At 69.3% G+C, this 19735-nt stretch carries 23 protein-coding genes and 1 pseudogene; 14 read left to right on the plus strand and 10 right to left on the minus strand.

The window, feature by feature from the left end:
• Window position 1: 1 nt before the first annotated feature.
• Window positions 2-958 carry a carbohydrate kinase family protein gene (locus tag ACGLYG10_RS04600; RefSeq protein WP_073328381.1) on the minus strand — a complete coding sequence of 319 codons (957 nt, stop codon included), beginning with the start codon at window positions 956-958 and terminating at the stop codon, window positions 2-4.
• A gap of 72 nt (window positions 959-1030) precedes the next feature.
• Window positions 1031-1321, minus strand: coding sequence for an exodeoxyribonuclease VII small subunit (locus ACGLYG10_RS04605; protein ID WP_073328383.1), 291 nt, complete (start codon window positions 1319-1321; stop codon window positions 1031-1033).
• A gap of 201 nt (window positions 1322-1522) precedes the next feature.
• Here ACGLYG10_RS04605 and ACGLYG10_RS04610 point away from each other — a divergent pair, with 201 nt between their 5' ends.
• Entirely contained in the window at window positions 1523-2548 is a 1026-nt protein-coding gene (locus ACGLYG10_RS04610; RefSeq protein ID WP_073328386.1) for a LacI family DNA-binding transcriptional regulator, read from the plus strand.
• Window positions 2549-2616: 68 nt separating this feature from the next.
• Here ACGLYG10_RS04610 and xseA read toward each other — a convergent pair whose 3' ends face one another.
• Window positions 2617-3984, minus strand: a complete 1368-nt coding sequence (gene xseA / locus ACGLYG10_RS04615; RefSeq protein WP_073328388.1) for an exodeoxyribonuclease VII large subunit — start codon at window positions 3982-3984, stop codon at window positions 2617-2619.
• A gap of 63 nt (window positions 3985-4047) precedes the next feature.
• Here xseA and ACGLYG10_RS04620 point away from each other — a divergent pair, with 63 nt between their 5' ends.
• A complete protein-coding gene (locus ACGLYG10_RS04620; RefSeq protein ID WP_244542580.1) occupies window positions 4048-5091 on the plus strand; it encodes a 4-hydroxy-3-methylbut-2-enyl diphosphate reductase in 1044 nt (347 codons plus the stop codon).
• A gap of 79 nt (window positions 5092-5170) precedes the next feature.
• On the opposite strand, the gene ACGLYG10_RS15815 is transcribed toward ACGLYG10_RS04620, so the two are convergent.
• Complete coding sequence (locus ACGLYG10_RS15815; RefSeq protein ID WP_073328391.1) at window positions 5171-5470, minus strand: hypothetical protein; 300 nt, start codon at window positions 5468-5470, stop codon at window positions 5171-5173.
• A 41-nt stretch (window positions 5471-5511) separates the two neighbouring features.
• On the opposite strand from ACGLYG10_RS15815, the gene ACGLYG10_RS15820 reads away from it, so the two are divergent.
• Window positions 5512-5769: a hypothetical protein gene (locus tag ACGLYG10_RS15820; RefSeq protein WP_139240834.1), complete on the plus strand. Its 258-nt coding sequence runs from the start codon at window positions 5512-5514 to the stop codon at window positions 5767-5769.
• Window positions 5770-5989: 220 nt separating this feature from the next.
• On the opposite strand, the gene ACGLYG10_RS04630 is transcribed toward ACGLYG10_RS15820, so the two are convergent.
• Window positions 5990-7291 carry a DNA recombination protein RmuC gene (locus ACGLYG10_RS04630; RefSeq protein WP_073328394.1) on the minus strand — a complete coding sequence of 434 codons (1302 nt, stop codon included), beginning with the start codon at window positions 7289-7291 and terminating at the stop codon, window positions 5990-5992.
• 69 nt (window positions 7292-7360) lie between these two features.
• Between ACGLYG10_RS04630 and ychF the strand changes: the two genes are divergently transcribed.
• Both ychF and ACGLYG10_RS16905 read left to right on the plus strand, forming a co-directional pair.
• Complete coding sequence (ychF, locus tag ACGLYG10_RS04635) at window positions 7361-8446, plus strand: redox-regulated ATPase YchF (RefSeq protein WP_073329247.1); 1086 nt, start codon at window positions 7361-7363, stop codon at window positions 8444-8446.
• 39 nt (window positions 8447-8485) lie between these two features.
• Window positions 8486-8536 (plus strand): annotated as a pseudogene (locus ACGLYG10_RS16905) (HigA family addiction module antitoxin); the annotation flags it as partial.
• 183 nt (window positions 8537-8719) lie between these two features.
• Here ACGLYG10_RS16905 and ACGLYG10_RS04645 read toward each other — a convergent pair.
• On the minus strand, window positions 8720-9157 hold the full coding sequence (locus ACGLYG10_RS04645) for a winged helix-turn-helix transcriptional regulator (RefSeq protein WP_073329249.1): 438 nt from the start codon (window positions 9155-9157) through the stop codon (window positions 8720-8722).
• Window positions 9158-9854: 697 nt separating this feature from the next.
• On the opposite strand from ACGLYG10_RS04645, the gene ACGLYG10_RS04650 reads away from it, so the two are divergent.
• Window positions 9855-10883: an NADP-dependent oxidoreductase gene (locus tag ACGLYG10_RS04650; protein WP_211482973.1), complete on the plus strand. Its 1029-nt coding sequence runs from the start codon at window positions 9855-9857 to the stop codon at window positions 10881-10883.
• Window positions 10880-11728 (plus strand): alpha/beta fold hydrolase, encoded by an 849-nt coding sequence (locus tag ACGLYG10_RS04655; RefSeq protein ID WP_073328399.1) that lies wholly within the window; start codon window positions 10880-10882, stop codon window positions 11726-11728. Before ACGLYG10_RS04650 ends, ACGLYG10_RS04655 begins: the two co-directional genes overlap by 4 nt.
• Before the next feature lie 28 nt (window positions 11729-11756).
• Here ACGLYG10_RS04655 and ACGLYG10_RS04660 read toward each other — a convergent pair whose 3' ends face one another.
• Window positions 11757-12185: a type II toxin-antitoxin system VapC family toxin gene (locus ACGLYG10_RS04660; protein ID WP_073328401.1), complete on the minus strand. Its 429-nt coding sequence runs from the start codon at window positions 12183-12185 to the stop codon at window positions 11757-11759.
• On the minus strand, window positions 12182-12421 hold the full coding sequence (locus ACGLYG10_RS04665) for a type II toxin-antitoxin system Phd/YefM family antitoxin (protein WP_073328404.1): 240 nt from the start codon (window positions 12419-12421) through the stop codon (window positions 12182-12184). Before ACGLYG10_RS04665 ends, ACGLYG10_RS04660 begins: the two co-directional genes overlap by 4 nt.
• A gap of 112 nt (window positions 12422-12533) precedes the next feature.
• On the opposite strand from ACGLYG10_RS04665, the gene ACGLYG10_RS04670 reads away from it, so the two are divergent.
• Both ACGLYG10_RS04670 and ACGLYG10_RS04675 read left to right on the plus strand, forming a co-directional pair.
• Entirely contained in the window at window positions 12534-13367 is an 834-nt protein-coding gene (locus ACGLYG10_RS04670) for a MerR family transcriptional regulator (protein WP_073328407.1), read from the plus strand.
• A 262-nt stretch (window positions 13368-13629) separates the two neighbouring features.
• Window positions 13630-14064 carry a GNAT family N-acetyltransferase gene (locus ACGLYG10_RS04675; RefSeq protein ID WP_073328410.1) on the plus strand — a complete coding sequence of 145 codons (435 nt, stop codon included), beginning with the start codon at window positions 13630-13632 and terminating at the stop codon, window positions 14062-14064.
• 44 nt (window positions 14065-14108) lie between these two features.
• On the opposite strand, the gene arfB is transcribed toward ACGLYG10_RS04675, so the two are convergent.
• Window positions 14109-14549, minus strand: a complete 441-nt coding sequence (gene arfB, locus ACGLYG10_RS04680; protein WP_073328413.1) for an alternative ribosome rescue aminoacyl-tRNA hydrolase ArfB — start codon at window positions 14547-14549, stop codon at window positions 14109-14111.
• A gap of 33 nt (window positions 14550-14582) precedes the next feature.
• Between arfB and ACGLYG10_RS16560 the strand changes: the two genes are divergently transcribed.
• The gene (locus ACGLYG10_RS16560; protein ID WP_244542581.1) at window positions 14583-15626 is read left to right on the plus strand and encodes a type II toxin-antitoxin system ParD family antitoxin; all 1044 of its coding nucleotides are present in this window, start codon (window positions 14583-14585) and stop codon (window positions 15624-15626) included.
• Between the two features lie 26 nt (window positions 15627-15652).
• On the opposite strand, the gene ACGLYG10_RS04690 is transcribed toward ACGLYG10_RS16560, so the two are convergent.
• Entirely contained in the window at window positions 15653-16174 is a 522-nt protein-coding gene (locus ACGLYG10_RS04690; RefSeq protein WP_073328418.1) for a DUF4256 domain-containing protein, read from the minus strand.
• Between the two features lie 162 nt (window positions 16175-16336).
• Between ACGLYG10_RS04690 and ACGLYG10_RS04695 the strand changes: the two genes are divergently transcribed.
• From ACGLYG10_RS04695 to ACGLYG10_RS04710, 4 genes are all read left to right on the plus strand, one after another.
• Window positions 16337-17308, plus strand: a complete 972-nt coding sequence (locus ACGLYG10_RS04695; protein WP_073328421.1) for a diaminopimelate dehydrogenase — start codon at window positions 16337-16339, stop codon at window positions 17306-17308.
• A gap of 84 nt (window positions 17309-17392) precedes the next feature.
• Window positions 17393-18076 carry an alpha/beta hydrolase gene (locus ACGLYG10_RS04700; protein WP_073328423.1) on the plus strand — a complete coding sequence of 228 codons (684 nt, stop codon included), beginning with the start codon at window positions 17393-17395 and terminating at the stop codon, window positions 18074-18076.
• 52 nt (window positions 18077-18128) lie between these two features.
• Window positions 18129-18482 carry a type II toxin-antitoxin system VapC family toxin gene (locus ACGLYG10_RS04705; RefSeq protein ID WP_211482974.1) on the plus strand — a complete coding sequence of 118 codons (354 nt, stop codon included), beginning with the start codon at window positions 18129-18131 and terminating at the stop codon, window positions 18480-18482.
• Window positions 18483-18614: 132 nt separating this feature from the next.
• Window positions 18615-19598 (plus strand): hypothetical protein, encoded by a 984-nt coding sequence (locus ACGLYG10_RS04710; protein ID WP_139240837.1) that lies wholly within the window; start codon window positions 18615-18617, stop codon window positions 19596-19598.
• Window positions 19599-19735 lie beyond the last annotated feature (137 nt).

The raw sequence follows: 19735 nt of genomic DNA on the forward strand, positions 1-19735 counted from the left end.
GTCAGGCGGTGTGGCCCTCCAGCTCGGCGCGGGTGGGCGGGTTGGCGCCGGCGCGGGAGACGGTGATGTCCGCGATGGCGGCCGCATGCCGCAGCACGCGCTCGAGCGCCGCGGCGTCGATGTTGCGCAGCGCCTCACGCTGCTCGGCGCCCACCAGGCCCTCGGCCCAGATGCCGTCCTCGAGCCCGCCCATGAAGGAGTCGCCCGCGCCGACGGTGTCGGAGACCACCACGGTGGGGTCGGCGGGCACCTCCATGCGCAGCCCGGAGGCGGTCACCGCCAGCGAACCCTGCTTGCCGCGGGTGACGACGACGACGGCCGCGCCCAGCTTCAGCCAGTCGCGCGCCACGGCCTCGACGTCCGCGTCCTCACCGTAGAACCAGGCAATGTCCTCGTCGGAGCACTTGACCACATCGGCCAGGGCGATCAGCCGCTCGACCTGCGCGCGTGCCTGCTCGGGCGTGCCCATCAGCTGCGGGCGGGCGTTGGGGTCGTAGCAGATCGTGGAGGTGGCCCGGTAGTCGGACAGCACCTGTTCGACCGTGCGTGCGCCGGGCTGGAGGACCGCCCCGATGGAGCCGGTGTGCACCAGCAGTGGCGCGGGGGCGCCCTCAGTGCGCTGCGGGTAGGGCGGATTCCAGTCCAGGTCGAACACGTAGGTGGCGGCGCGGTCGGCGCCGATGGTGGCCTGTGCCGTCGAGGTGCGCTCGGCGCCGTCGGACCCCGGTGTCAGCCGCACTCCGGAGGCCTCCAGGTGCGCCTTCACCGCCAGGCCGCGCGGGTCGGTGCCGATCCAGCAGTCCAGCTCGGCGTCGCGGCCCAGGCGGCTGAGCCCCAGGGCGACGTTGGCGGGGGAGCCGCCGGGAATGTCTTGGGCGGGCTCGCCGGGGTGGATGACGACGTCGACGAGCGCCTCGCCGATGACGAGGGCGGCGCCTGCGGGGCCGGGTGCGGACATGTTGGGCTCCTCATGGTTGATGGGCGGTGGCGAGGGCGGACGGTGACAAGTGAATACGGGGCGGAAGGGCGCTCAGAAGGGTGTGGAATTGGCGTCGGGGCCGGCGGATTCGGCGGGCTCGCTGCCGTTGCCGGCGACGGCGGCCAGGCGGGCGCGCGCGTCGTCGAGCCAGGACTGGCAGCGGGCGGCCAGGGCCTCGCCGCGCTCCCACAGCTTCAGGGCCTCCTCCAGGGGAACCTGACCGGCCTCCAGGCGCTGGACGACGCCGACCAGCTGCTCGCGGGCCTGCTCGTAGGGCAGGGAGGCGACGTCGGCGTTGGCGTCTGCGGGGCCGATCGACTCAGCGGGGGAGGGTGCGCTCATGGCACCGATTGTTGCACGCGGGCGGCGGATGTGCGCCAGTTAACGCTCGGGCACGGTGAATCCGGATCGAGACTCCGCGCGAACCGGCAAGCAACTGCACGCCTGGTACGCCGATGGTCTTGATGGCCCGCGCCTGCATCGCGGCGGACCACATGGGAGATACTTACCGCCTGCCTGAGTGTCTGCAGGAGGGAGTGGCCGATGAGTCCTGGTCGCAAGGCTGACCGGGTCACCATCAAGGATGTGGCCCGGGAGGCCGGCGTATCCGTCACGACGGTCTCGCACGCCTTGAACAACCCGGAGGGATCGCGCGTCTCGGAGGAGACCCGCAGCCACGTCAAGTCCGTGGCGGCGGCTCTCGGCTACCGCGCCAACCCGTCCGCCCGCGCCCTGCGCACTCGACGCACGGACACGATCGCCTTGGTCGGGCGCCAACTGGCCACCACCGAACACCTGGGCCGCATGGTGCTGGGAGCCCAGGACGCCGTGCGCGCCCGCGGCGGGCTGCTCATCGTCGCCGACACGGCCGACGACGAGGACGGTGTGATCGCCACCCTCATGGACTATCAAGTCGACGGCGTCATCCTCGGTGCCCTCTACCACCAGAAGGTGACGGTGCCATCGGCCTTGGCGGGCGTGCCCACGGTGGTGGTCAACGCCTTCACCACCGACGCCCGTTACTCCTGGGTAGTGCCGGATGAGGTGGCCGGCGGCCGCGCTGGCGCCGAGGCGCTGTTAGCGTCCGGGCACCGCCGCGTGGCCATGATCAACAATCAGGATGACATCCCCGCGGCTCACGGGCGCGCACAGGGATTCCTCGCCCGCTGCCGCGCTAGTGGCATCGAGCCCGTCGTTGTCGCCTGCACGCCGACCGGTCGCGCCGCTCACGACGCCGCCATCCGGCTGCTCGACGCGCCACCGGCACAGCGCCCCACGGGAGTGTTCTGCTTCGCCGACGCCATGGCCATGGGCGTGTACGCGGCCGCCGCCGAGTTGGGACTGCGCATACCGCAGGACCTGTCCGTGGTCGGATTCGACGACATGGTGCTGATCAACGAGTCGCTGTCCCCGCCGTTGACCTCCATCGCCCTCCCGCACGCGGAGATGGCGGCGTGGGCGGTGGAGCGGCTCTACGGCCTGCTGGATAACCCGGATGCGCAGCCGCAGAACCTGCGAATCGTCGGGCGCGTGGTTGAGCGGGAGTCGGTGACGCGGCCGGGAAGCTGAACCTGGCACTCGGCAGGGGCGGGCTCGGCACAGGTGGGTAGTCCGATCCGGCGCGGGTCGGCGTCCCATTATTCGGGTGCGTTGGAGACGGGCTTGGTGGTACCCACGACCTGCGCCACCAGGCGGCCCGAGGCCAGCACGCCCTCGATCAGATCGCCCTTCTTCACCTGCCGGGCGGAGGTGATGATGCCGCCGCCCGGGCTGCGCAGGATCGCGTAGCCCCGGTCGAGCACACCCTGGGGGGACAGGGCCCGCAGACGGGCGTGATCGGCGCGCAGATCGGCGTCGGCCAGGGACAGCGTGGCGGACAGCGCCCGGCGCATGCGCTCGCGGGCCTGCTCCAGCTCGGCAACCCGGTCGCGCACGATGAGCGTCGGATCGGCCATCACCGGCCGGGCCAGCACCTGGTCCAGGCCGCGCTGCTCGGCGTCCAGGCGGGAGCGCAGCACCGTGCGCATGCGCTCACGGGCCTGGTCCAGCCCCATGGTCTCCTCGGCCAGATCCGGCACAATGCGACGGGCCGCATCCGTGGGGGTGGACGCCCGGTAGTCGGCGACAAGGTCCAGCAGCGGGCAGTCGGTCTCGTGCCCGATCGCGGAGACGATCGGGGTGCGGGCGGCGGCCGCGGCCCGCACCAGCCCCTCGTCGGAGAAGGGCAGCAGGTCCTCCACGGCCCCACCCCCGCGCGCCACCACGATCACGTCCACGCTCGGGTCGGCGTCGAGCTCCCGGATGGCGGCGGTGACCTCCCGCACCGCCTGCGCCCCCTGCACGGCTACCTCGCGGATCTCGAAGGGCAGGCCGGGCCAGCGCAGGCGGGCGTTGACGACGACGTCGTCCTTGGCCTTGGCGTTGCGGCCGCAAACCAGCCCGACCTTGCGGGGCAGGAAGGGCAGTGGGTGCTTGCGCTCGGCGTCGAACAGGCCCTCGGCCGCCAGGATCCGGCGCAGCTGCTCGATGCGGGCCAGCAGGTCGCCGATGCCGACCGGGCGGATGTCGTCGGCGCGCAACTCCAGGCTGCCGCGCTTGGTCCAGAAGCGCGGCTTGGCGTGGACGACGACGCGAGACCCCTCGGTCACCTGCACGCCGGTGGCCCGCTCGATGGCGGCCAGCTCCCGGGTGAACACGGACAAGGACATGGACATGTCGGCGTCGGCGTCGCGCAGGGTCAGGTACTGCATGCCCGAGCCGGGGCGCCGGTTGAACTGGACGATCTGCCCCTCCACCCACACGAAGGTCATCTTGTTGACGTACTCGTCGATCTTGGTGGACAGCAGCCGCAGCGGCCAGGGGTTCTCCGGGGTGGTCTCACGCGCCAGACGGGCCAGGGGCCGGCTCGTGCCGGGACCAGCGGGCTGGGCGGCGGGCGGGTTCAGGGGCGCCTGCGCGGGCGGCGAAGGTGTGCGGCGGGGCGAGGAGTCGGTCACGTGCTCCACTGTGCCACGTTAAACGCCGCCGGGGCGTGTTCGCCCGACCGGGTGGTGTGGCACAGTGGGGGCGTGACGATTGCTCAAGCTGCGGGTGCGCCGGATGCCGCCGGCCGGCCCGGAAAGCGCATCCTGCTGGCCTCCCCACGCGGCTACTGCGCCGGCGTGGATCGCGCCGTCGACGCCGTGGAACAGGCCCTGGCCCTCTATGGGGCGCCGATTTACGTGCGCAAGGAGATCGTGCACAACAAGTACGTGGTGGAGGCGCTCTCGAAGCGGGGCGCGGTGTTCGTCTCGGAGACCGATCAGGTGCCCGAGGGGGCGCGCGTGGTCTTCTCAGCCCACGGCGTGTCCCCGGCCGTGCACGCGCAGGCGGCCGCACGCCACCTGCAGACGATCGACGCGACCTGCCCGCTGGTGACGAAGGTACACAAGCAGGCGATTCGTTTCGCCAAGGACGACTACGACATCATCCTGGTCGGTCACTCGGGCCACGAGGAGGTCGAAGGGACCCAGGGGGAGGCACCCGACCATATTCAGGTGGTCAACGGCCCCGACGAGGTCGACTCCGTACAGGTGCGTGACCCGAGCAAGGTGGTGTGGATCAGCCAGACCACCCTGTCCGTGGACGAGACCATGGAGACGGTGCGGCGCCTGCGGGAGCGCTTTCCGGGCCTGAGTGACCCGCCCGGTGACGACATCTGCTACGCCACTCAGAACCGGCAGGGTGCCGTCAAGACCATCGCCTCGCAGGTGGACGTGATGATCGTGGTCGGCTCCGGCAACTCCTCCAACTCCGTGCGACTGAAGGAGGTTGCCCTGGAGGCCGGCGCGCCCGCCGCCCACCGGGTCGACTACGCCCGCGAGCTGGATCCCTCCTGGTTCGACGGCGCGAACACCGTGGGCCTGACCTCCGGGGCCTCGGTGCCGGAGATTCTGGTGCGCGAGGTGATCGAGCGACTGGGGGAGCTGGGGTTCACCGACGTCGAGCAGGTGCGTACCGCGACGGAGAAGATCGCCTTCTCCCTGCCGAAGAACCTGCGCGCCGACCTCAAGACCGCCGCCGGCGGCCGCGCCCCGGAGCGTGACCGCCCCGCGCACGACCACACCCGTTGAACTGTCGGCCGCGCACCGGTTGGGGCGCGGCCGACAGCTCGCTGTCTGTGCACGGTTCGGGACCCGCGGAGCGCGAGGCTCAGCCGATGATGCCTGCCAGGGTATCGGCGTCGGCCACAACCCGATCGAAGGGAACCAGCCACACCGGTCCGTTCGGGGAGTCGACCTGCACCACCAGGTGCTCGGCCTGAAGGCAGTCCAGGCGTGAGGCGGTGTCGTCGCCCTGGGTCTGCCATGAGGGTTCCTCGCTGGGAATGACGTAGCCGCCCAGCGCCGGATTCGCCCAGCGCAGCAGGAGTACGCGCGCGCCGGCGCGGGCCGGGACCTCGGGGTTGGTGGCCAGCGAGGAGGCCACGCCCTTCGCCGAGCCGATGCCCACGGCTTCTGCGAGCGCGCCGTAGGTGGTGCAGATCGGGGGCGGTGGGCGACCAGTATGGACATGGCCCGCGAGATGCGCTCGCGGGCGGAGGAGTCCGCCGCGGCATCGGCGATGGCGCGTACTCGCGCCCCGGTCAGGTGGGCTGTCTCGGCCAGCTCGGTGGAACTCAGGCCATTGGCGAGCCCGCGCAGGATGAGGCTGTCGCGCTCGTCGCGCAGCGTGCTGAGCTGCTCCTGCAGCTCCTGCTGCTTGGAGGCGAGGGTGTCCAGGTGGTCGAGTACTTCATCGCGCGCGGATGAGGCTTCGCCACGAGTGGCGTTGGCGCTGGATGGGGGGCTGCTGGTGGTTGGGGCTGCCATGTAGGAAGAACCTCCACAAGGTAGATTCAAAGTTCGCCAGGTACGCTAGGGGGCGCACCTGGAAGGTTGCTGTGAGATATCGTGTGCAACTAGTTTATGTGAATGAAAGCGCATATGTAACCCCATCGTTGCGAATCGCCGTCTCTGCGGAGCCCTGCCGCTACTCGGAGTCCGCCGCCAACTCGGCGCTGGCGAAGCGCCGAACCTGCGCGTTATCCGGGGAAACCTGCCGTGGCGTGGTCAGACCGTCGCCGAAGGTCTCGAAGGAGCGGGCCGTGACCAGCAGTCGCGACTCCATGGACCCGACCGCCTGGTTGTACGCGGTCACGGAGCGCGTCAGGGCGGAGCCCAGGGTGTCGAGATGTCTGGCGACCGTGCCGAGGCGCTCGTAAAGCGTGCGCCCGAGCTCTACCAGCTCGCGTGCGTCGTCGTTGACGGCGGTGCGCGCCCATGCGGTCGCGCAGGTTCGCAGCAGCGCCAGCAGTGAAGCGGGCGTGGCCAGGGCGACCCCGTGGTCGAGTGCGTGCTCCATGAGCGTGGGATCGGCCTCCAGAGCCGCGGCCAGGATCGGTTCGGCCGGCACGAACAGCACCACCAGTTCCGGGGAGTCCTGGAGCGTGCGCGCATAGTGACGCTCGGCCAGGGCGTCGACGTGAGCGCGCAGCGCCTTGGCGTGCTCTGCCAGCAGCCGGGCCCGGCGCTCCTGCGTGGCGGTCCCGAAATGGGCACCGTGGCCGGAGAGGGTGCCGTCGGTAGTGGGGCCGCCGGGTGAGGCGGGACTGGGCGCGGCGGCACCGTCGGGATCTGCTCCGACGGCGCAGGCCTTCAGGTAGGAGTCCAACGGCACCTTGGCGTCCAGCGCCAGGAATCCGTTGCCGGGCAGGTGCACGACGACGTCGGGCCGCGACTTGCCGCTGGCGCCCCCGCTGCCGCCGGCGCCGTTGCGGCGACCGACCACGGAGGCCACCGAGCGCTGCTCGGAGAAGTCGATATGCCGCATCATCCCGGAGGCTTCGAGCACGCGGGCGAGCTCGACCTCACCCCACAGCCCACGCGAGGAGCGCGAGCGCAGGGCGCCCTCGAGCGCCGTCGTTGTGCGCCGCAGCTCGCGATCGGACTCGGCCCCCGCGCGCAGCTGTTCGGTGAGCGTGGCGTGCTCGGCGGCGCGCTGCTGCTCCATCCGCTCGACCCGGGCGCCGACCTGCTCCAACTGGGAGCGGACCGGCGCGAGGGCGCGCAGCACGGAGCCGTCGCGCTCGGCGCGTTCCTCGGCCGCGACGGTGCGGGCGGTCAGCTCCTCGGCGCGAGCCCGCCACTGGGCCGCCTCGGCGCGCAGGGCGGCGGCCTCGTCGCGACCGCCGGCACGGGCGGTAGCCGAGCGGACCACCGCCAGGGCGTAACCGGCCACCGCCCCGACGAGCAGGCCGATGAGCAGGAGCAGGATGGGAAGCGCTGTGGACATGGGGCCACCATGACACGGGGCGCCGACATGAATTCCGGGCGCTTAGCGGCGGGCCGCTACACTCGCCCCGTGGCACTCACTATCGGAATTGTTGGACTGCCCAACGTCGGCAAGTCGACCCTGTTCAACGCCCTGACCCGGGCGACCGTTCTCGCGGCGAACTACCCCTTCGCCACGATCGAGCCGAACGTCGGTGTGGTGCCCCTGCCGGATGCGCGGCTGGACGCGCTGGCCAAGATGTTCCACTCCCAGAAGATCGTGCCCGCCACCGTCTCCTTCGTGGACATCGCCGGGATCGTGCGCGGCGCCAGCGAGGGGGAGGGACTGGGAAACCAGTTCCTCGCCAACATCCGCGAGGCCGACGCCATCTGCATCGTCACCCGCGCCTTCGACGACCCCGACGTGGTCCACGTGGCCGGCAAGGTCGACCCCGCCTCGGACATCGAGACCATTGCCACCGAGCTGATCCTGGCCGACATGCAGACCCTGGAGAAGACGATCCCGCGTCTGGAGAAGGAGGTGCGCGGCAAGAAGACCGACGCCGCCGTGCTGGAGGTGGCGCGGGCCGCGCTGAAGGTGCTGGAGGCGGGCGAGCTGCTGTCGGCCGCCGCGGCGGGCAAGGCACTGGATGAGGAGATCCTGCGCGAGTTCCAGCTGATGACCACCAAGCCCTTCATCTACGTGTTCAACCTGGACGACGCCGGCATGCACGACGCCGCCCGACAGCAGGAGCTCGGCGCCCTGGTGGCCCCGGCGGAGGCCGTGTTCCTGGACGCCCAGTTCGAGGCCGAGCTGGTGGAACTGGAGCCCGACGAGGCCGCCGAGATGCTGCACGAGAACGGCCAGGACGAGTCCGGTCTGGACAAGCTGGCGCGGGTCGGCTTCGACACGCTCGGTCTGCAGACCTTCCTGACGGCGGGGGAGAAGGAGTCGCGCGCCTGGACGATCCACAAGGGCTGGACCGCCCCGCAGGCGGCGGGCGTGATCCACACCGACTTCGAGAAGGGCTTCATCAAGGCGGAGATCGTCTCCTACGACGACCTCATGGAGTACGGCTCCATGGCCGAGGTCCGCGCCCACGGCAAGGTCCGCATGGAGGGCAAGGACTACGTCATGGCCGACGGTGACGTGGTCGAGTTCCGGTTTAACGTGTGACGAATTCGTCCCTTCGGCATCACGCAGCACACGCTCGCGGTGTCGATTGGTGCGCCTCCGCGTCGTATCAACGAGATCGTGCATGGCAAGCGGGCGATTACCGCGGACACGGGGCTGCGCCTAGGTCGCTACTTCGGCGTTGAGCCGCAGTTCTCTGGCTCAACCTGCAGTCGCGCTAGGAGCTGGAACTGGCGGAGGGCCGCATCGCCGCTGAGCTCGACGCCATCAAGCTCATCCAAGCCGCCTGAGTGCCGACGATGTGAGGGTGGCGGCTTACGGCCATTCCGGAAGGCCGACGGCCTCGGCCTCGACGTGGTGGCCCCGGCGGCAGGACAGGCGCGCCTCGACGGGGCTGCCACAACCCAGGTGAACCGGCTCCGGCGCAATCGGCGCCACGTCCGGCAGATGCTTGAGTCCCCACTGCTGTAGCGCCGCCAGCACGAGGACAAGATCGCGTCCCTTGGTGCTGAGGGTGTAGGCGTGTCGCTGCCTGCGGCCGGGCTCCCGGTAGGGCTCGACCCGCAGGATGTCGTGTTCGACGAGTTTCCTCAGTCGCGCCGACAGTACCGAGCGCGGGCATCCGAGACTCTCCTCCAGGTCGCTGAACCGGCATATACCCCGGTGAATATCGCGAAGGATCAGTAGAGTCCACTTCTCGCCCAGCAGCTCCAGGCTGGCGGCGATGGGGCAGGTGGTTTGTGGTCCCGTCATGGTCTCTAACACTCCCTGATCCGTTGCGGCTGCCGATGGCGCCGCGGTCTCCTGGATGCGTGTATATGCGGCGTCGATGCGGGCGGAACAGGCTCGTCGGCTCGCCTGCAGGTGTGGCCGCATCCGTGCATGCGCGTCGCACCCGTGTACGCTCGTCGCCTGCGAGCCCGGCGCATCTCTGAGTCCGCTTTTGATACCCAGGGAGCGTAGCACTGAGCTCCACGGCTCGCGACCGGGGTGTGCAGGGGTTCTCCGTGTTTGTGGGTGTGGCGGTTTGGGTTGGGTCTGTGATGCGGTGGTCGGTTTCGGCTCGGCGAGGTCGTACTCGGGCCAAAGAGGTCGTTCTCGGGTTGGCGGGTTCGTTCTCGGATCGACGGTGTTGGTGGCCGGCGGAGGATTCGTTGGAGCCATTGGAGTCATGTGGGCGCCGGCTCGGGGACCGCGGCCTCTTGGCTGCGAATGCCAGCCGCATTGGTGACGAACTCAAGACGCCCCCGGGCGTACGTGTCCAGCATTCCAAACACGCACGCCGACCGCCGGCCCGCCGCACCCCGCAAACGCGAAGAACCTATGAAGGCCGTGCGTTAAGCAGGCGGTGTCGGCTGGACTGTCCGGTTGACAGCGCAGCCGACGCAGGCTAAGTTCGCGATCTGGACTTAGATGGTTGTCACCTGCCGGGTCGTATCCCGATGGGAGCATGACAGAGACAGGAGCAGACGTGATGAAGGCCTACGCCCTTACCTCCTACCGCAACGGTGGGACGCTCGAGTGGCTGGACGTAGCCGAGCCGCCGGCCGGCCGGGGGCAGGTGGTGGTTGGAGTCCGCGCGGCCGGCCTCAACCCGCTGGACCGCATGATCGCCGCCGGGCAGTTCCGGCAGCTCATCGGCTACCGGCTGCCGCAGGTGCTGGGGCAGGAGCTCGCCGGCGTGGTCACCGAGGTCGGCCCCGGCGTGGAGGACTTCGCGGTGGGTGATTACGTGTTCGGGCGCCCGGCCATCAACCGGATCGGCACCTTCACGCGGGCCATCGCCGTCGACGCCGCCGACCTCGCCCCCATGCCCGCCGGGCTCGGCTTCACCGAGGCGGCCTCCCTGCCGCTGGTGCTGCTTACGGCCGCGCAGGCCTTCATGGAGAAGGCGCGAGTCAAGCCGGGGGACAAGGTCTTCATCCAGGGTGGCACCGGGGGCCTCGGCTCTATCGCCATCCAGGTGGCCAAGCACCTTGGCGCCACGGTCGCGACCACCGTGAGCACCAAGAACGTCGACCTGGCCCGCGAGCTGGGCGCCGACGTCGTCGTGGACTACCGCACCCAGAGGTATGAGGACCATGTCCAGGACTACGACGTCGTCCTGGACACCCTGGGAAAGGACGAGACCCTGCGCTCCATGCAGGTGCTGCGACCGGGAGGCACCATGGTCTCGGTCGTTGGCACGCCCGACCCTGAGTTCGCGGCACAGCTGGGCAAGCCGATCCTGAAGCCGGTCATGTGGCTGATGAGTCGCAAGGTGCGCCGCGCCGCCAAGCAGCAGGGCGCCGAGTATAAGTTCCTGTTCATGCGTGCCGACGGCGGCCGGCTGGCGCAACTCGCCCCCGCCATTGAGGACGGCAGCATCAAGCCGCTGGTGGGGCACACCTTCCGGTTGGACGAGCTGGAACAGGCCATGGAGCTGTCCGCCTCCGGGAGGGCTCGCCCGGGCAAGATCGTCGTGGAGGTAAGGGAGTGAGCGCCGTGAAGTACTTCGACGGCCCATACGCGGACGCGCCGGTCGAGCGCATGACCGTACCCCAAGGGGCGCATTTCGCGTACCGGGCGGTCGGTTCCGACGACGGGGTGCCCCTGCTGCTCCTGAACCACCTGGCGGCCACTCTCGACGGCTGGGACCCGCTGCTGGTCGACCGGTTGGCGCAGGACCGCCCGGTCGTAGCGGTGGATTACCGCGGCATGGGCGGCTCGTTCGGCTCGGCGCCCACCACGGTTGCGGGTATGGCCGACGGCGTGATCGAGTTCCTGGACGCCGCACGGCTGGAGCGGGTAGACGTGCTCGGGCTCTCGCTGGGCGGCTTCGTCACCCAGCAGCTGCTGCTGACCCATCCGCAGCGGTTCCGCATGGCCGTGCTGGCTGGAACCGGCCCGGCGGGAGGCGCGGGCATCACCAGGGTGCCGGGCCTGACCTTCCGGGCCATGGCGAAGGCGGCGCTGACCCGGAAGGACCCCCGTCACTACCTGTTCTTCCCCGTGACCGCCTGGGACAGGGCGGATGGGTTCCTGGGCCGTGTGGCGGCCTTCAAGCATCCGGACAGGGCCGCGCGGGTGCCCGGACTCCTGCGCCAACTCAGGGCCGTGCGCGGCTGGGGGCGGCAGGAGCCGCAGGACCTGTCCCGGATCGACCACCCGGTCCTGGTGGTGAACGGCGACAACGACCTCATGGTTCCCAGTCCCAACACCCTGGACCTGGGACGGCGTCTTCCCGCAGCCAGGCTCGAGGAGCTCTTCCCCGGCGCCGGCCACGGCGCCATCTTCCAGGAGCCGGACCTCTTCGCCTCACAAGTTCGCGCCTTCTTGGACTGACGGAACTGTGTTGCCTGCACAGCTTCGTTCATCGGGGCGTGCCCTCCCAAGGGTTGACGACCGCTACCTCCAGCGGTGCGAAGTCCTTGACGTTGCGCGTCACGACGGTCAGGCCGTGGACCGCGGCGGTGGCCGCGATCAGTGCGTCGCGCTCCGGCCGCGGGTCGGGGACATGCAGGTGTGCGGCGCGGCGGGCTGCGGCAAGATCGATGGGGAGAACGCGACCAGTAAAGGCGCTGAGAAGCTGCCCGTCCAGCCATGATTGGAGTCGCTGCGCCTGGGCGTGATCCCGCCTGTCCAGCCTGGCGATGCCCAGTTCCACCTCAAGGATTGTTATCACCGAGAGATACAGGTCCGACGGCCTTCGTGAAGCGACCCATGAGCGCACTCGGGGGTCGGCCCTGCGTGCGGGCTTGCGGAGCTCGCTGACTACATTGGTATCCAATAGGTAGCTCATAACTCCGGAACCTTCAGACCGATAGAGGCCGGCTCGAACTCGACGTCGACGTCGTCATCCATGCTCAGCCTGTCCACGAGCGAGGCGCCCGTCTCCCCGAGTCGGTGGTAGTCGTTGATGGTCAGTAGAACGTAAGCCGGTTTGCCTCGGTCCGTGATGATGACCGGTCCCTCATTGGCCGCCCGCTTGGCGGCGCTGACATCGTGGTTGAAGTCGCGAGCAGTGATCGAGGACATGTCGGCACCTCCTGTGTAGCTACATACCCTACGTTATGTCGGGTGCGTAGCCCGTGCAAGGGGACGACGCCCCCCTTGCATCTGACACGGTGTGAGGATGTTCCATGGAGGCATGGATCACGACGAAGGACTGTTGCGTATCGGTCTGTTCTCCAGGCTCACGGCTATCAGTGTGAGGATGCTGCGCTATTACCAGGAGCAGCGTGTACTCGAGCCCGCCGCCATCGACCCATTCACCGGGCACCGGTCCTACGCGCCCTCTCAGCTCACTGACGCACACTGGATCGTGCGACTGCGTGACGCCGGAATGCCGGTCGGGGAGATCGCCGAGATTATGGCCAACCGTGGTGATCCGACGCGTGTGCGCGCCATCATGTCCGCCCACGGCGACCGCTTGGATGCCGAGCGGGAACGGCTGGAACGCATGAGCGCCGCGTTTGAACATATCAACGCCTATCTCAAGGAGTCGACCATGGATATCGATGTCCGCCAGATTCACATGCCTGCCATGACCGTGGCAGTCCTGCGCCGCGTCCTGCCGTCCTACAACGACGAGGGCCGGCTGTGGCAGGAGATCGTGCCGCTCATGGAGCGCAGCGGCCTGGAACTGCCCAGTCATGACGAAGGGCTGGGTGGGGCGACCTACCTAGACCCGGAGTACAGGGAGACTGATGTAGAGCTCGAGGTTTGGATCAGAGTCCCGGAACCCTTCACACCGGTAGCGCCGTTGGAATGCCGTGAGGTGCCTGCGCGCGACGTCGTGGCCGCCACGCTACATGGCGGATATGACGGCATGCCGGAGGTCACCGCGGCGATCGGCAGTTACATCGCGGCCCACAACCTTCGCACGGGACCCATGCTCAACATCTACCGGGTCGGCCCGGCGCACAACCCCGACCCGTCCACCTGGGTTACGGATGCGTGCTTCCCGATCATCGAGGAGTGACCGCGCGCCCGTGTGCGACGTCTGCGGTGTTACCGGTTCTTCCGGTTTGGGTGTGTGGTGATTGCATCGGGGCCGAGGTGTCTGCTGCGCCGGTTGGACGTTAACAACGCTACTTAACGTTCTGCTGTATACCCCAGGAGCTTTCAGCAGACGGTTAAACGGCGTTGTTAACCCCGAAGTGGCGTTGCAGACGGTGAAGTGGCGCAGCCCAGGGCTGAGTGACATACGTTGCTGGGAGCAATTCCGCCGTAGGATCCCCGCCATGGACGAGCTGACCTACCTCACCGGCCGCGGCGCCGTCGCTCCCGGACAGATCGAGGGCATGTTCGTCGGCTGGCCGTCTCCTCCCTCCCCGCAGCAGCTGGTGGCGGTCATGGACGGCAGTTACCGGCGCGTCTGGGCGCTCGACGGCGACCGCGTCATCGGCTACATCAACGCCATCAGCGACGGCGTGCTCAACGCCTTCATCCCCTGGCTCGAGGTCCACCCCGACTACCAGGGCCGGGGGATCGGCACGGAACTGGTGCGTCGACTGCTAGCCCAGCTCGACGACATGTACGCCGTCGATCTGTGCTGTGATCCGGGAATGCTGCCGTACTACGAGAAGCTCGGATTCACGCGCCTGGCCGGCGCGGGCCTGCGCAATCCCGGTGCGTTGACGGGCGGGGAAACTGCAAAGACGCTCGCGGGTCTCTGAGACCGCTCGCCCACATCCCTGCCGCCCGGCAAGCGCCTGCGGCTCTACTCGGCGGACGGTCTGCGCCGCAGGCCCTTAAGCTCCGCGCGCCGTCGCTTGGCCGCCAGACGACGACGCTGGGAACCACGGGTGGGCTTGGTTGCCCGGCGCGCCACCGGCGGCGCGAGCGCACCCCGCAGCAACGCCGCCAGGCGCTCCCGCGCCGCCATCCGATTGCGGTACTGGGAGCGGTGCTCGGCCGCGGTAACCGTGAGCACCGTCCCGGTCAGGCGCTCGTTCAGGTTCTGCAGGGCCCGCTGACGCTGCCGCTCGTCAAGCGCCGTCGTCGTCGCCAGGTCCAGGCTCAGCTGGACGCGGGAGTCGGCGGTGTTTACGCCTTGGCCGCCGGGGCCGGAGGCATGCGTGAACTGCTCGCTCAGCTCCGCCGCCGGCACCGTCAGCCCCCGCGGGCAGCCGGGGCCGGGCGGGATCGACAGGTCCTTCATGCGAACAGTGTGCGCCGGGCCTACCCTGGGCGCATGCCTACGTCCCAGCCGGCATCGCCCGTGTTCACCGCCGCGGGCAGGCACGCGCTGGCCCTGGTGGCCCGCGAGGCCCGCGCCGACGGCGTCCGCGAGGTCCTGGCGCCCCGCGTGCGCTGCACCGCCATGACCACCCCCTTCGAACTCGAGGGCCTGCACGTCACCGACGTCGACTGTGCCCCATCCGGCCTGCTCGCCCCCGGCGCCCTCGCCGCCGCGCTCGCGGCCTGCGACCGGCCGCCACTGATCCTGCACGCCGAGACCTTCGGCAACCGGGCCGACGGCGAACTCCGCACCGTGCTCGCTGCCGCCCGCTCGACCGGGGCGCGCATCGTCGTCGACGCCACCCACACGGCACTGGAACGTGCCGAAGAACTGCTGACAGACGCCGGACCCGGGACCGGTGCCGCTGACCTCGACAACGCCGACTACCTGGTGGCGAGCCTGCGCAAGCTGCTGCCCATCCCGCTCGGCGGCGTGGTCCACGGGCTCGTCCGCCCGGCGGCGCCGACCGGGGACGAGCTGAACGCGGACCTGGCCGCCGTCGCCGCGATTGCCGAGCGCCACCGGGATGTGCCCGTGCTCAAGGACGCCGTCGAGGACCTGCTCGACCTCGCCTGGGCGCCCGCCCCCATGCCGGGCCCTTACCGTGCCCGGCTCGCCGCCCCGGGACTCGGCGGAAAGCTCACCCGGCGTCGCGCCCGCCTGGCGCGCCTGCACGCCGCCGTCGCCGATCTGGACGTCATCAACCCCGGGGCCGCCTACCAGCCGGTGATCGCCCACCCCCAAGCCGCCGCCATCCGCACGGCGCTCGCACGTGCCGGCTTCTCCCCGCCCCTGCACTGGCCCGGCGTCACCGATGGGCTCGTCGTGCTGCCCGACGATCCTCGGGCAGCAGCCATTGCACGCCGCGCGGCGGGGCCGACGGCACTGCGCGAGGCGCTTGCAGCAGGCGAAGCGAGCGGCCCCGCGGAGCCCTTCGACTTCGATGCCTTCATCTCATCCAAAACACCGAAGACGGCAGGACTGCCTACCGGCTGACGCCGGCTGCGCGCTGACCCCGGCCGCTAAACCCGCAGCACGCCGCGCCAGCCGCGCGCCCCGTAGTAGGAGTCGGCGCCGTTGTGGTAGACGAAGACCCGGCCGAAGCGCCGGTCGCCGAACAGTGCGCCTCCCAGTGCCCGGACATCCGCCGGCGTCGCCAGCCAGGTCGAGGTCTTCAAGTCAAACTCCCCCAGGCCCTGCAGGTGGTGGTAGTCCGCCTCGCTCATGAGCTCGACGCCGATCGCCGCCGCCTCACCCGCGGCGCTGCCCCGCGGCGGGTTCCGCTTGCGGGAGCGCAGGGCCTCGTCGTCCAGGCACAGGCTGCGCCGGCCGGCGGGCGTTTCGGCCGAACAGTCGTAGAAGACGAATTCGTCCGCCTGCGCGTCATAGGCGACGACGTCGGGCTCCCCGCCCGTGTCCTCCATGCGCCCGAGCGCGATCAGCGCCTCGGGATGCGCGGCCAGGCGGGCGGCGACCGCGTCCCAGGAGATGCCCTGATGTCGGTGCGGATGCGCCTCGAATCGGGCCCTGAGTACGTCGAGCATGTCGTCTCCTCCGTATGTGTTACCCCAACGTCCGGGCGCATTGTCCCCTATGCCTCGCCGGAGTGGCGAACGGTGCTGCGGGTACCGCTCCCCGACACGTCACACGGCGGCAACACGCCCGGTCTCTAGGATCGCCCCATAGCAAACACACCAGGAGGAAGCATGATCAGGGTAGCGATCAACGGATACGGCAACCTCGGGCGCGGCGCCGAGCAGGCCATCGCCAAGAACGAGGACATGGAGCTCGTCGTCGTCTTCACCCGGCGCGACCCGGCCACGGTCACCACTCAGGGCGCGCCCGTCGCCCACGTCGACGACATGCCCGCCTGGGCGGACAAGGTCGACGTCTGCCTCAACTGCGGCGGCTCGGCCACCGATCTGATCGAACAGACGCCTGCCGCCGCCGCGCTATTCAACACGGTCGACTCCTTCGACACCCACGCCCGCATCCCCGAGCACTTCGCCGCCGTCGACGCCGCCGCCAAGGCTTCCGGGCACGTCGCCCTGATCTCCACCGGCTGGGATCCGGGCCTGTTCTCCATGCTGCGGGTCCTGGGCGAGGCCGTCCTGCCCGACGGCGCCACCACCACCTTCTGGGGCCCCGGTGTCTCCCAGGGGCACTCCGACGCCCTGCGCCGCATCGACGGCGTCGTGGACGCCAAGCAGTACACCCGCCCGGTCGAGGCGACCGTCGCCGCGGTCAAGGCCGGCGACGACGTCGAACTGACCACCCGCTCCATGCACACGCGCGAGTGCTACGTGGTGGCCGAAGAGGGTGCCGACCTGGCCCGCATCGAGCGGGAGATCAAGGAGATGCCCAACTACTTCGCCGACTACGACACCACCGTCAACTTCATCACCGCCGAGGAACTGGCCGCCGAGCACGCCGGCATCCCGCACGGCGGCACCGTGGTTCGCCGTGGACACACCTCCGACGGCGTCGCCGAGACCGTTAACTTCGAGCTGCAACTCGACTCCAACCCGGAGTTCACCGGCTCCGTCGTGGCCGCCATGGGGCGGGCGGCGGTGAGGCTGGCCGCCCGCGGCGAGTCCGGTGCGCGCACCGTCTTCGACGTGACGCTGGCGGACCTGTCCGCCAAGACCTCGCAGGACCTGCGCGCCCACTACCTGTGAAGCGCGACCGGAAGCGCGCGGCGGCCCGCCGACCGCTCACGCGAGCGGGGCGGCGTGGCCGCCCGCGCCCACAGGCCGATAGCAATGACCGCTGCGAAAGTGTTCGATGTTCCTGGCCTCGGCGGTGTGACCGTCTGGGGTGAGAGCGCGCCGCGTGCATTCCTCTGCGTCCATGGGGCGGGCGGCTCGCGACGCGACGCCGAGGGATTCGCTTTGCGGGCCGCGCAGACCGGCTGGCAGGCGGTCGCCTGCGACCTGCCTGAGGGGCTGCTGCCCTGGGACTGCGTGCCCTATTTGCGTCACCTTGCGGCGCGGATGCGGCGCCGTTGGCCCGTGCTCGGGCTGCGTGCCACCAGTATCGGCGCCTGGCTGTCCCTGGTGGCGCTGTGTGATGAGCCCCTGGCGTTGGCGCTGTTCCAGTCTCCGCTGTTGGACATGGTCGGCATGATCGAGCGGATGCTGCGTCAGGCAGACGTCTCCCGTGAGGAATTGGCCGAACAGGGAGAAATCCGCACCGATTCGGGTGTGCTCTCGTGGCGATACCTGGTCTACGCGGAAAACAACAGCGGGCTCTCCTGGGACGTGCCGACGTCGGTCATTATGGGGGAGCGGGATGAACTGGTACCGCACAAGTCGGTAGAGGACTTCTGCCGCCGCTTCAGCGCCGACCTGACGGTTGTGCCAGGCGGCGCACACTGGCTGCACGCACGGCGGGAGTTGGCCGCCGTGGCCGCTTGGGAGGCGGACGTGCTTCGGGGTGAGCGGTGACGAGCAGGATGTCGGTGCTTGCTCCAGGCATACGTGTCGGCGGATAGTGCCATTGAATGAGCTTGATCCTGCGCTGCTCGACTGGCTCGATCGGACACCAAGCACGCTGGTCTCCAGTGATCTGCTTGAGGTTGAGTTGCGCCGTATTGCGGTCCGAGAGAGTCTTAATCAGGACGACGTGACGCGGCTCCTTGAAGGAGTGTCGTTCGCGTCCCTCGACCGGGCGGTCTTTCGCAATGCGGGTTTATTGCCGATGCCATATCTGCGCACCCTGGATGCATTGCACCTTGAGGCTGCGATCAGGCTAAATGTAGATGCGGTACTCACGTACGACCACAGATTTGGCGAAGCTGCCAGAGCTCTGGGGCTGGCGGTCATCGCGCCCGGGGCGGCCGGTGCCGCATGAGCGTCTGAGTGGCCTGTCGCCGTAGCGGCACAACCTGAGCTCCCGCGCGAGACTCGCCTCCGCGGTGACCTGTAACTTCACCGTGTCGTACCTCCCATGCGGCTTGCGACTGAGCCGACGTAGGGTGAGCGCATGAGTAACCCCGTGTCTCCGGAGCCTCAGAACGGCATCCCGAGCGACTCCAACGCCCAGAGTGGCGCACCGGCCGGCTCCGATCCGGCATCCTCGGCCCAGGCGGGTGTGCCGCAGTCGCCCGCCTACCAGTCCGCTCAGGTACCGCAGCAGGCCTATGCGGCACCGCAGCAATCCGCCGCGCCGCCCTCCGCCCAACCGGGCTTCCAACAACAGGCCCAGGCGCAGTTCCAGAACCTGCTGGCCAAACCGAGCCCGCATTTCCCGACGAATGTGCGCAATATTCTCGGCGGCTTGTCCGCGGCCACCGTGGTTGTCACGCTCCTGGCCATGTTCACCCCGTTCGTATCCATTTCCGTGTGGGGTTACTCCAACTCGATGTCACTGGCTGGGAGCCGGGACGGAGCCTTCTTCTGGATCCTGCTCATTGGCACGATCGCCGCCACGGTTCTTGTCTTCCTGCAGGACAAAGTCGCCAAGGGGGTCATGTGGGTCATCCCGAGTGTTGCCATCGTCGGCGCTCTGATGGGGTTCGGTGAGGCGCTCGGTAACAACGAGGTCTTCGACTACGGAGCCTCACGCGGTTTCGGCTACTTCATGGTCTTGATTGACGCGCTCCTGTTCATCGCAATCGCCATCTACTCGATCATGTCCCTCGTCAAGAAGGAACCCGCCGCCGCTTCGGCGTTCCCCGCCTATGGGGGCCCGCAGCAGTTCCCGCAGGCCCATCAGGCTCAGCAGGGTTACCCGGCGCCTCAGCAGTGGCAGGCCAACCAGGCTCAGCCGCCCGCCGGTCCGCAGCCTTACGCTGCCCCGCAGCAGCAGTTCCCACAGGCCCATCAGGCTCAGCAGGGTTACCCGGCGCCTCAACAGCCGCAGGTACCGACTCCTCAGCCGCAGGCGCCGCAGGATTACTCGGCGTCACAGCAGCCGCAGCAGTCGGCTGGCCCGCAGAACCCGGATTCCGGGCAGTCGCAGGCCTAAGGTTCGCTGTCGGGCCTCGTGCCCGCGCGCGTTGGCACGCGCCCCTCGCCGCATTCAGGCGAGGGGCGCGTCGTCGTTGTGAGGTCTGTTGGAGCCGTCCGCACGCTTCGACGCTACCAAGCGGCGCGGCAAGACCC

The organism is Actinomyces glycerinitolerans (genome assembly GCF_900098745.1).
Lineage (GTDB): Bacteria > Actinomycetota > Actinomycetes > Actinomycetales > Actinomycetaceae > Actinomyces > Actinomyces glycerinitolerans.

What these genes read in the sequence shown, in the direction of transcription:
- ACGLYG10_RS16560 (WP_244542581.1), top strand. Translation starts at nt 14,583, where the DNA reads ATGCCTACGTCCCAGCCGGCATCGCCCGTGTTCACCGCCGCGGGCAGG.
- ACGLYG10_RS04710 (WP_139240837.1), top strand. Translation starts at nt 18,615, where the DNA reads ATGAGTAACCCCGTGTCTCCGGAGCCTCAGAACGGCATCCCGAGCGAC.
- ACGLYG10_RS04660 (WP_073328401.1), bottom strand. Translation starts at nt 12,185, where the DNA reads ATGAGCTACCTATTGGATACCAATGTAGTCAGCGAGCTCCGCAAGCCC.
- ACGLYG10_RS04695 (WP_073328421.1), top strand. Translation starts at nt 16,337, where the DNA reads ATGATCAGGGTAGCGATCAACGGATACGGCAACCTCGGGCGCGGCGCC.
- arfB (WP_073328413.1), bottom strand. Translation starts at nt 14,549, where the DNA reads ATGAAGGACCTGTCGATCCCGCCCGGCCCCGGCTGCCCGCGGGGGCTG.
- ACGLYG10_RS04645 (WP_073329249.1), bottom strand. Translation starts at nt 9,157, where the DNA reads ATGACGGGACCACAAACCACCTGCCCCATCGCCGCCAGCCTGGAGCTG.
- ACGLYG10_RS04665 (WP_073328404.1), bottom strand. Translation starts at nt 12,421, where the DNA reads ATGTCCTCGATCACTGCTCGCGACTTCAACCACGATGTCAGCGCCGCC.
- ACGLYG10_RS04600 (WP_073328381.1), bottom strand. Translation starts at nt 958, where the DNA reads ATGTCCGCACCCGGCCCCGCAGGCGCCGCCCTCGTCATCGGCGAGGCG.
- ACGLYG10_RS04610 (WP_073328386.1), top strand. Translation starts at nt 1,523, where the DNA reads ATGAGTCCTGGTCGCAAGGCTGACCGGGTCACCATCAAGGATGTGGCC.
- ACGLYG10_RS04675 (WP_073328410.1), top strand. Translation starts at nt 13,630, where the DNA reads ATGGACGAGCTGACCTACCTCACCGGCCGCGGCGCCGTCGCTCCCGGA.
- ACGLYG10_RS04605 (WP_073328383.1), bottom strand. Translation starts at nt 1,321, where the DNA reads ATGAGCGCACCCTCCCCCGCTGAGTCGATCGGCCCCGCAGACGCCAAC.
- ACGLYG10_RS04650 (WP_211482973.1), top strand. Translation starts at nt 9,855, where the DNA reads ATGACAGAGACAGGAGCAGACGTGATGAAGGCCTACGCCCTTACCTCC.
- ACGLYG10_RS04670 (WP_073328407.1), top strand. Translation starts at nt 12,534, where the DNA reads ATGGATCACGACGAAGGACTGTTGCGTATCGGTCTGTTCTCCAGGCTC.
- ACGLYG10_RS04700 (WP_073328423.1), top strand. Translation starts at nt 17,393, where the DNA reads ATGACCGCTGCGAAAGTGTTCGATGTTCCTGGCCTCGGCGGTGTGACC.
- ACGLYG10_RS04630 (WP_073328394.1), bottom strand. Translation starts at nt 7,291, where the DNA reads ATGTCCACAGCGCTTCCCATCCTGCTCCTGCTCATCGGCCTGCTCGTC.
- ACGLYG10_RS04690 (WP_073328418.1), bottom strand. Translation starts at nt 16,174, where the DNA reads ATGCTCGACGTACTCAGGGCCCGATTCGAGGCGCATCCGCACCGACAT.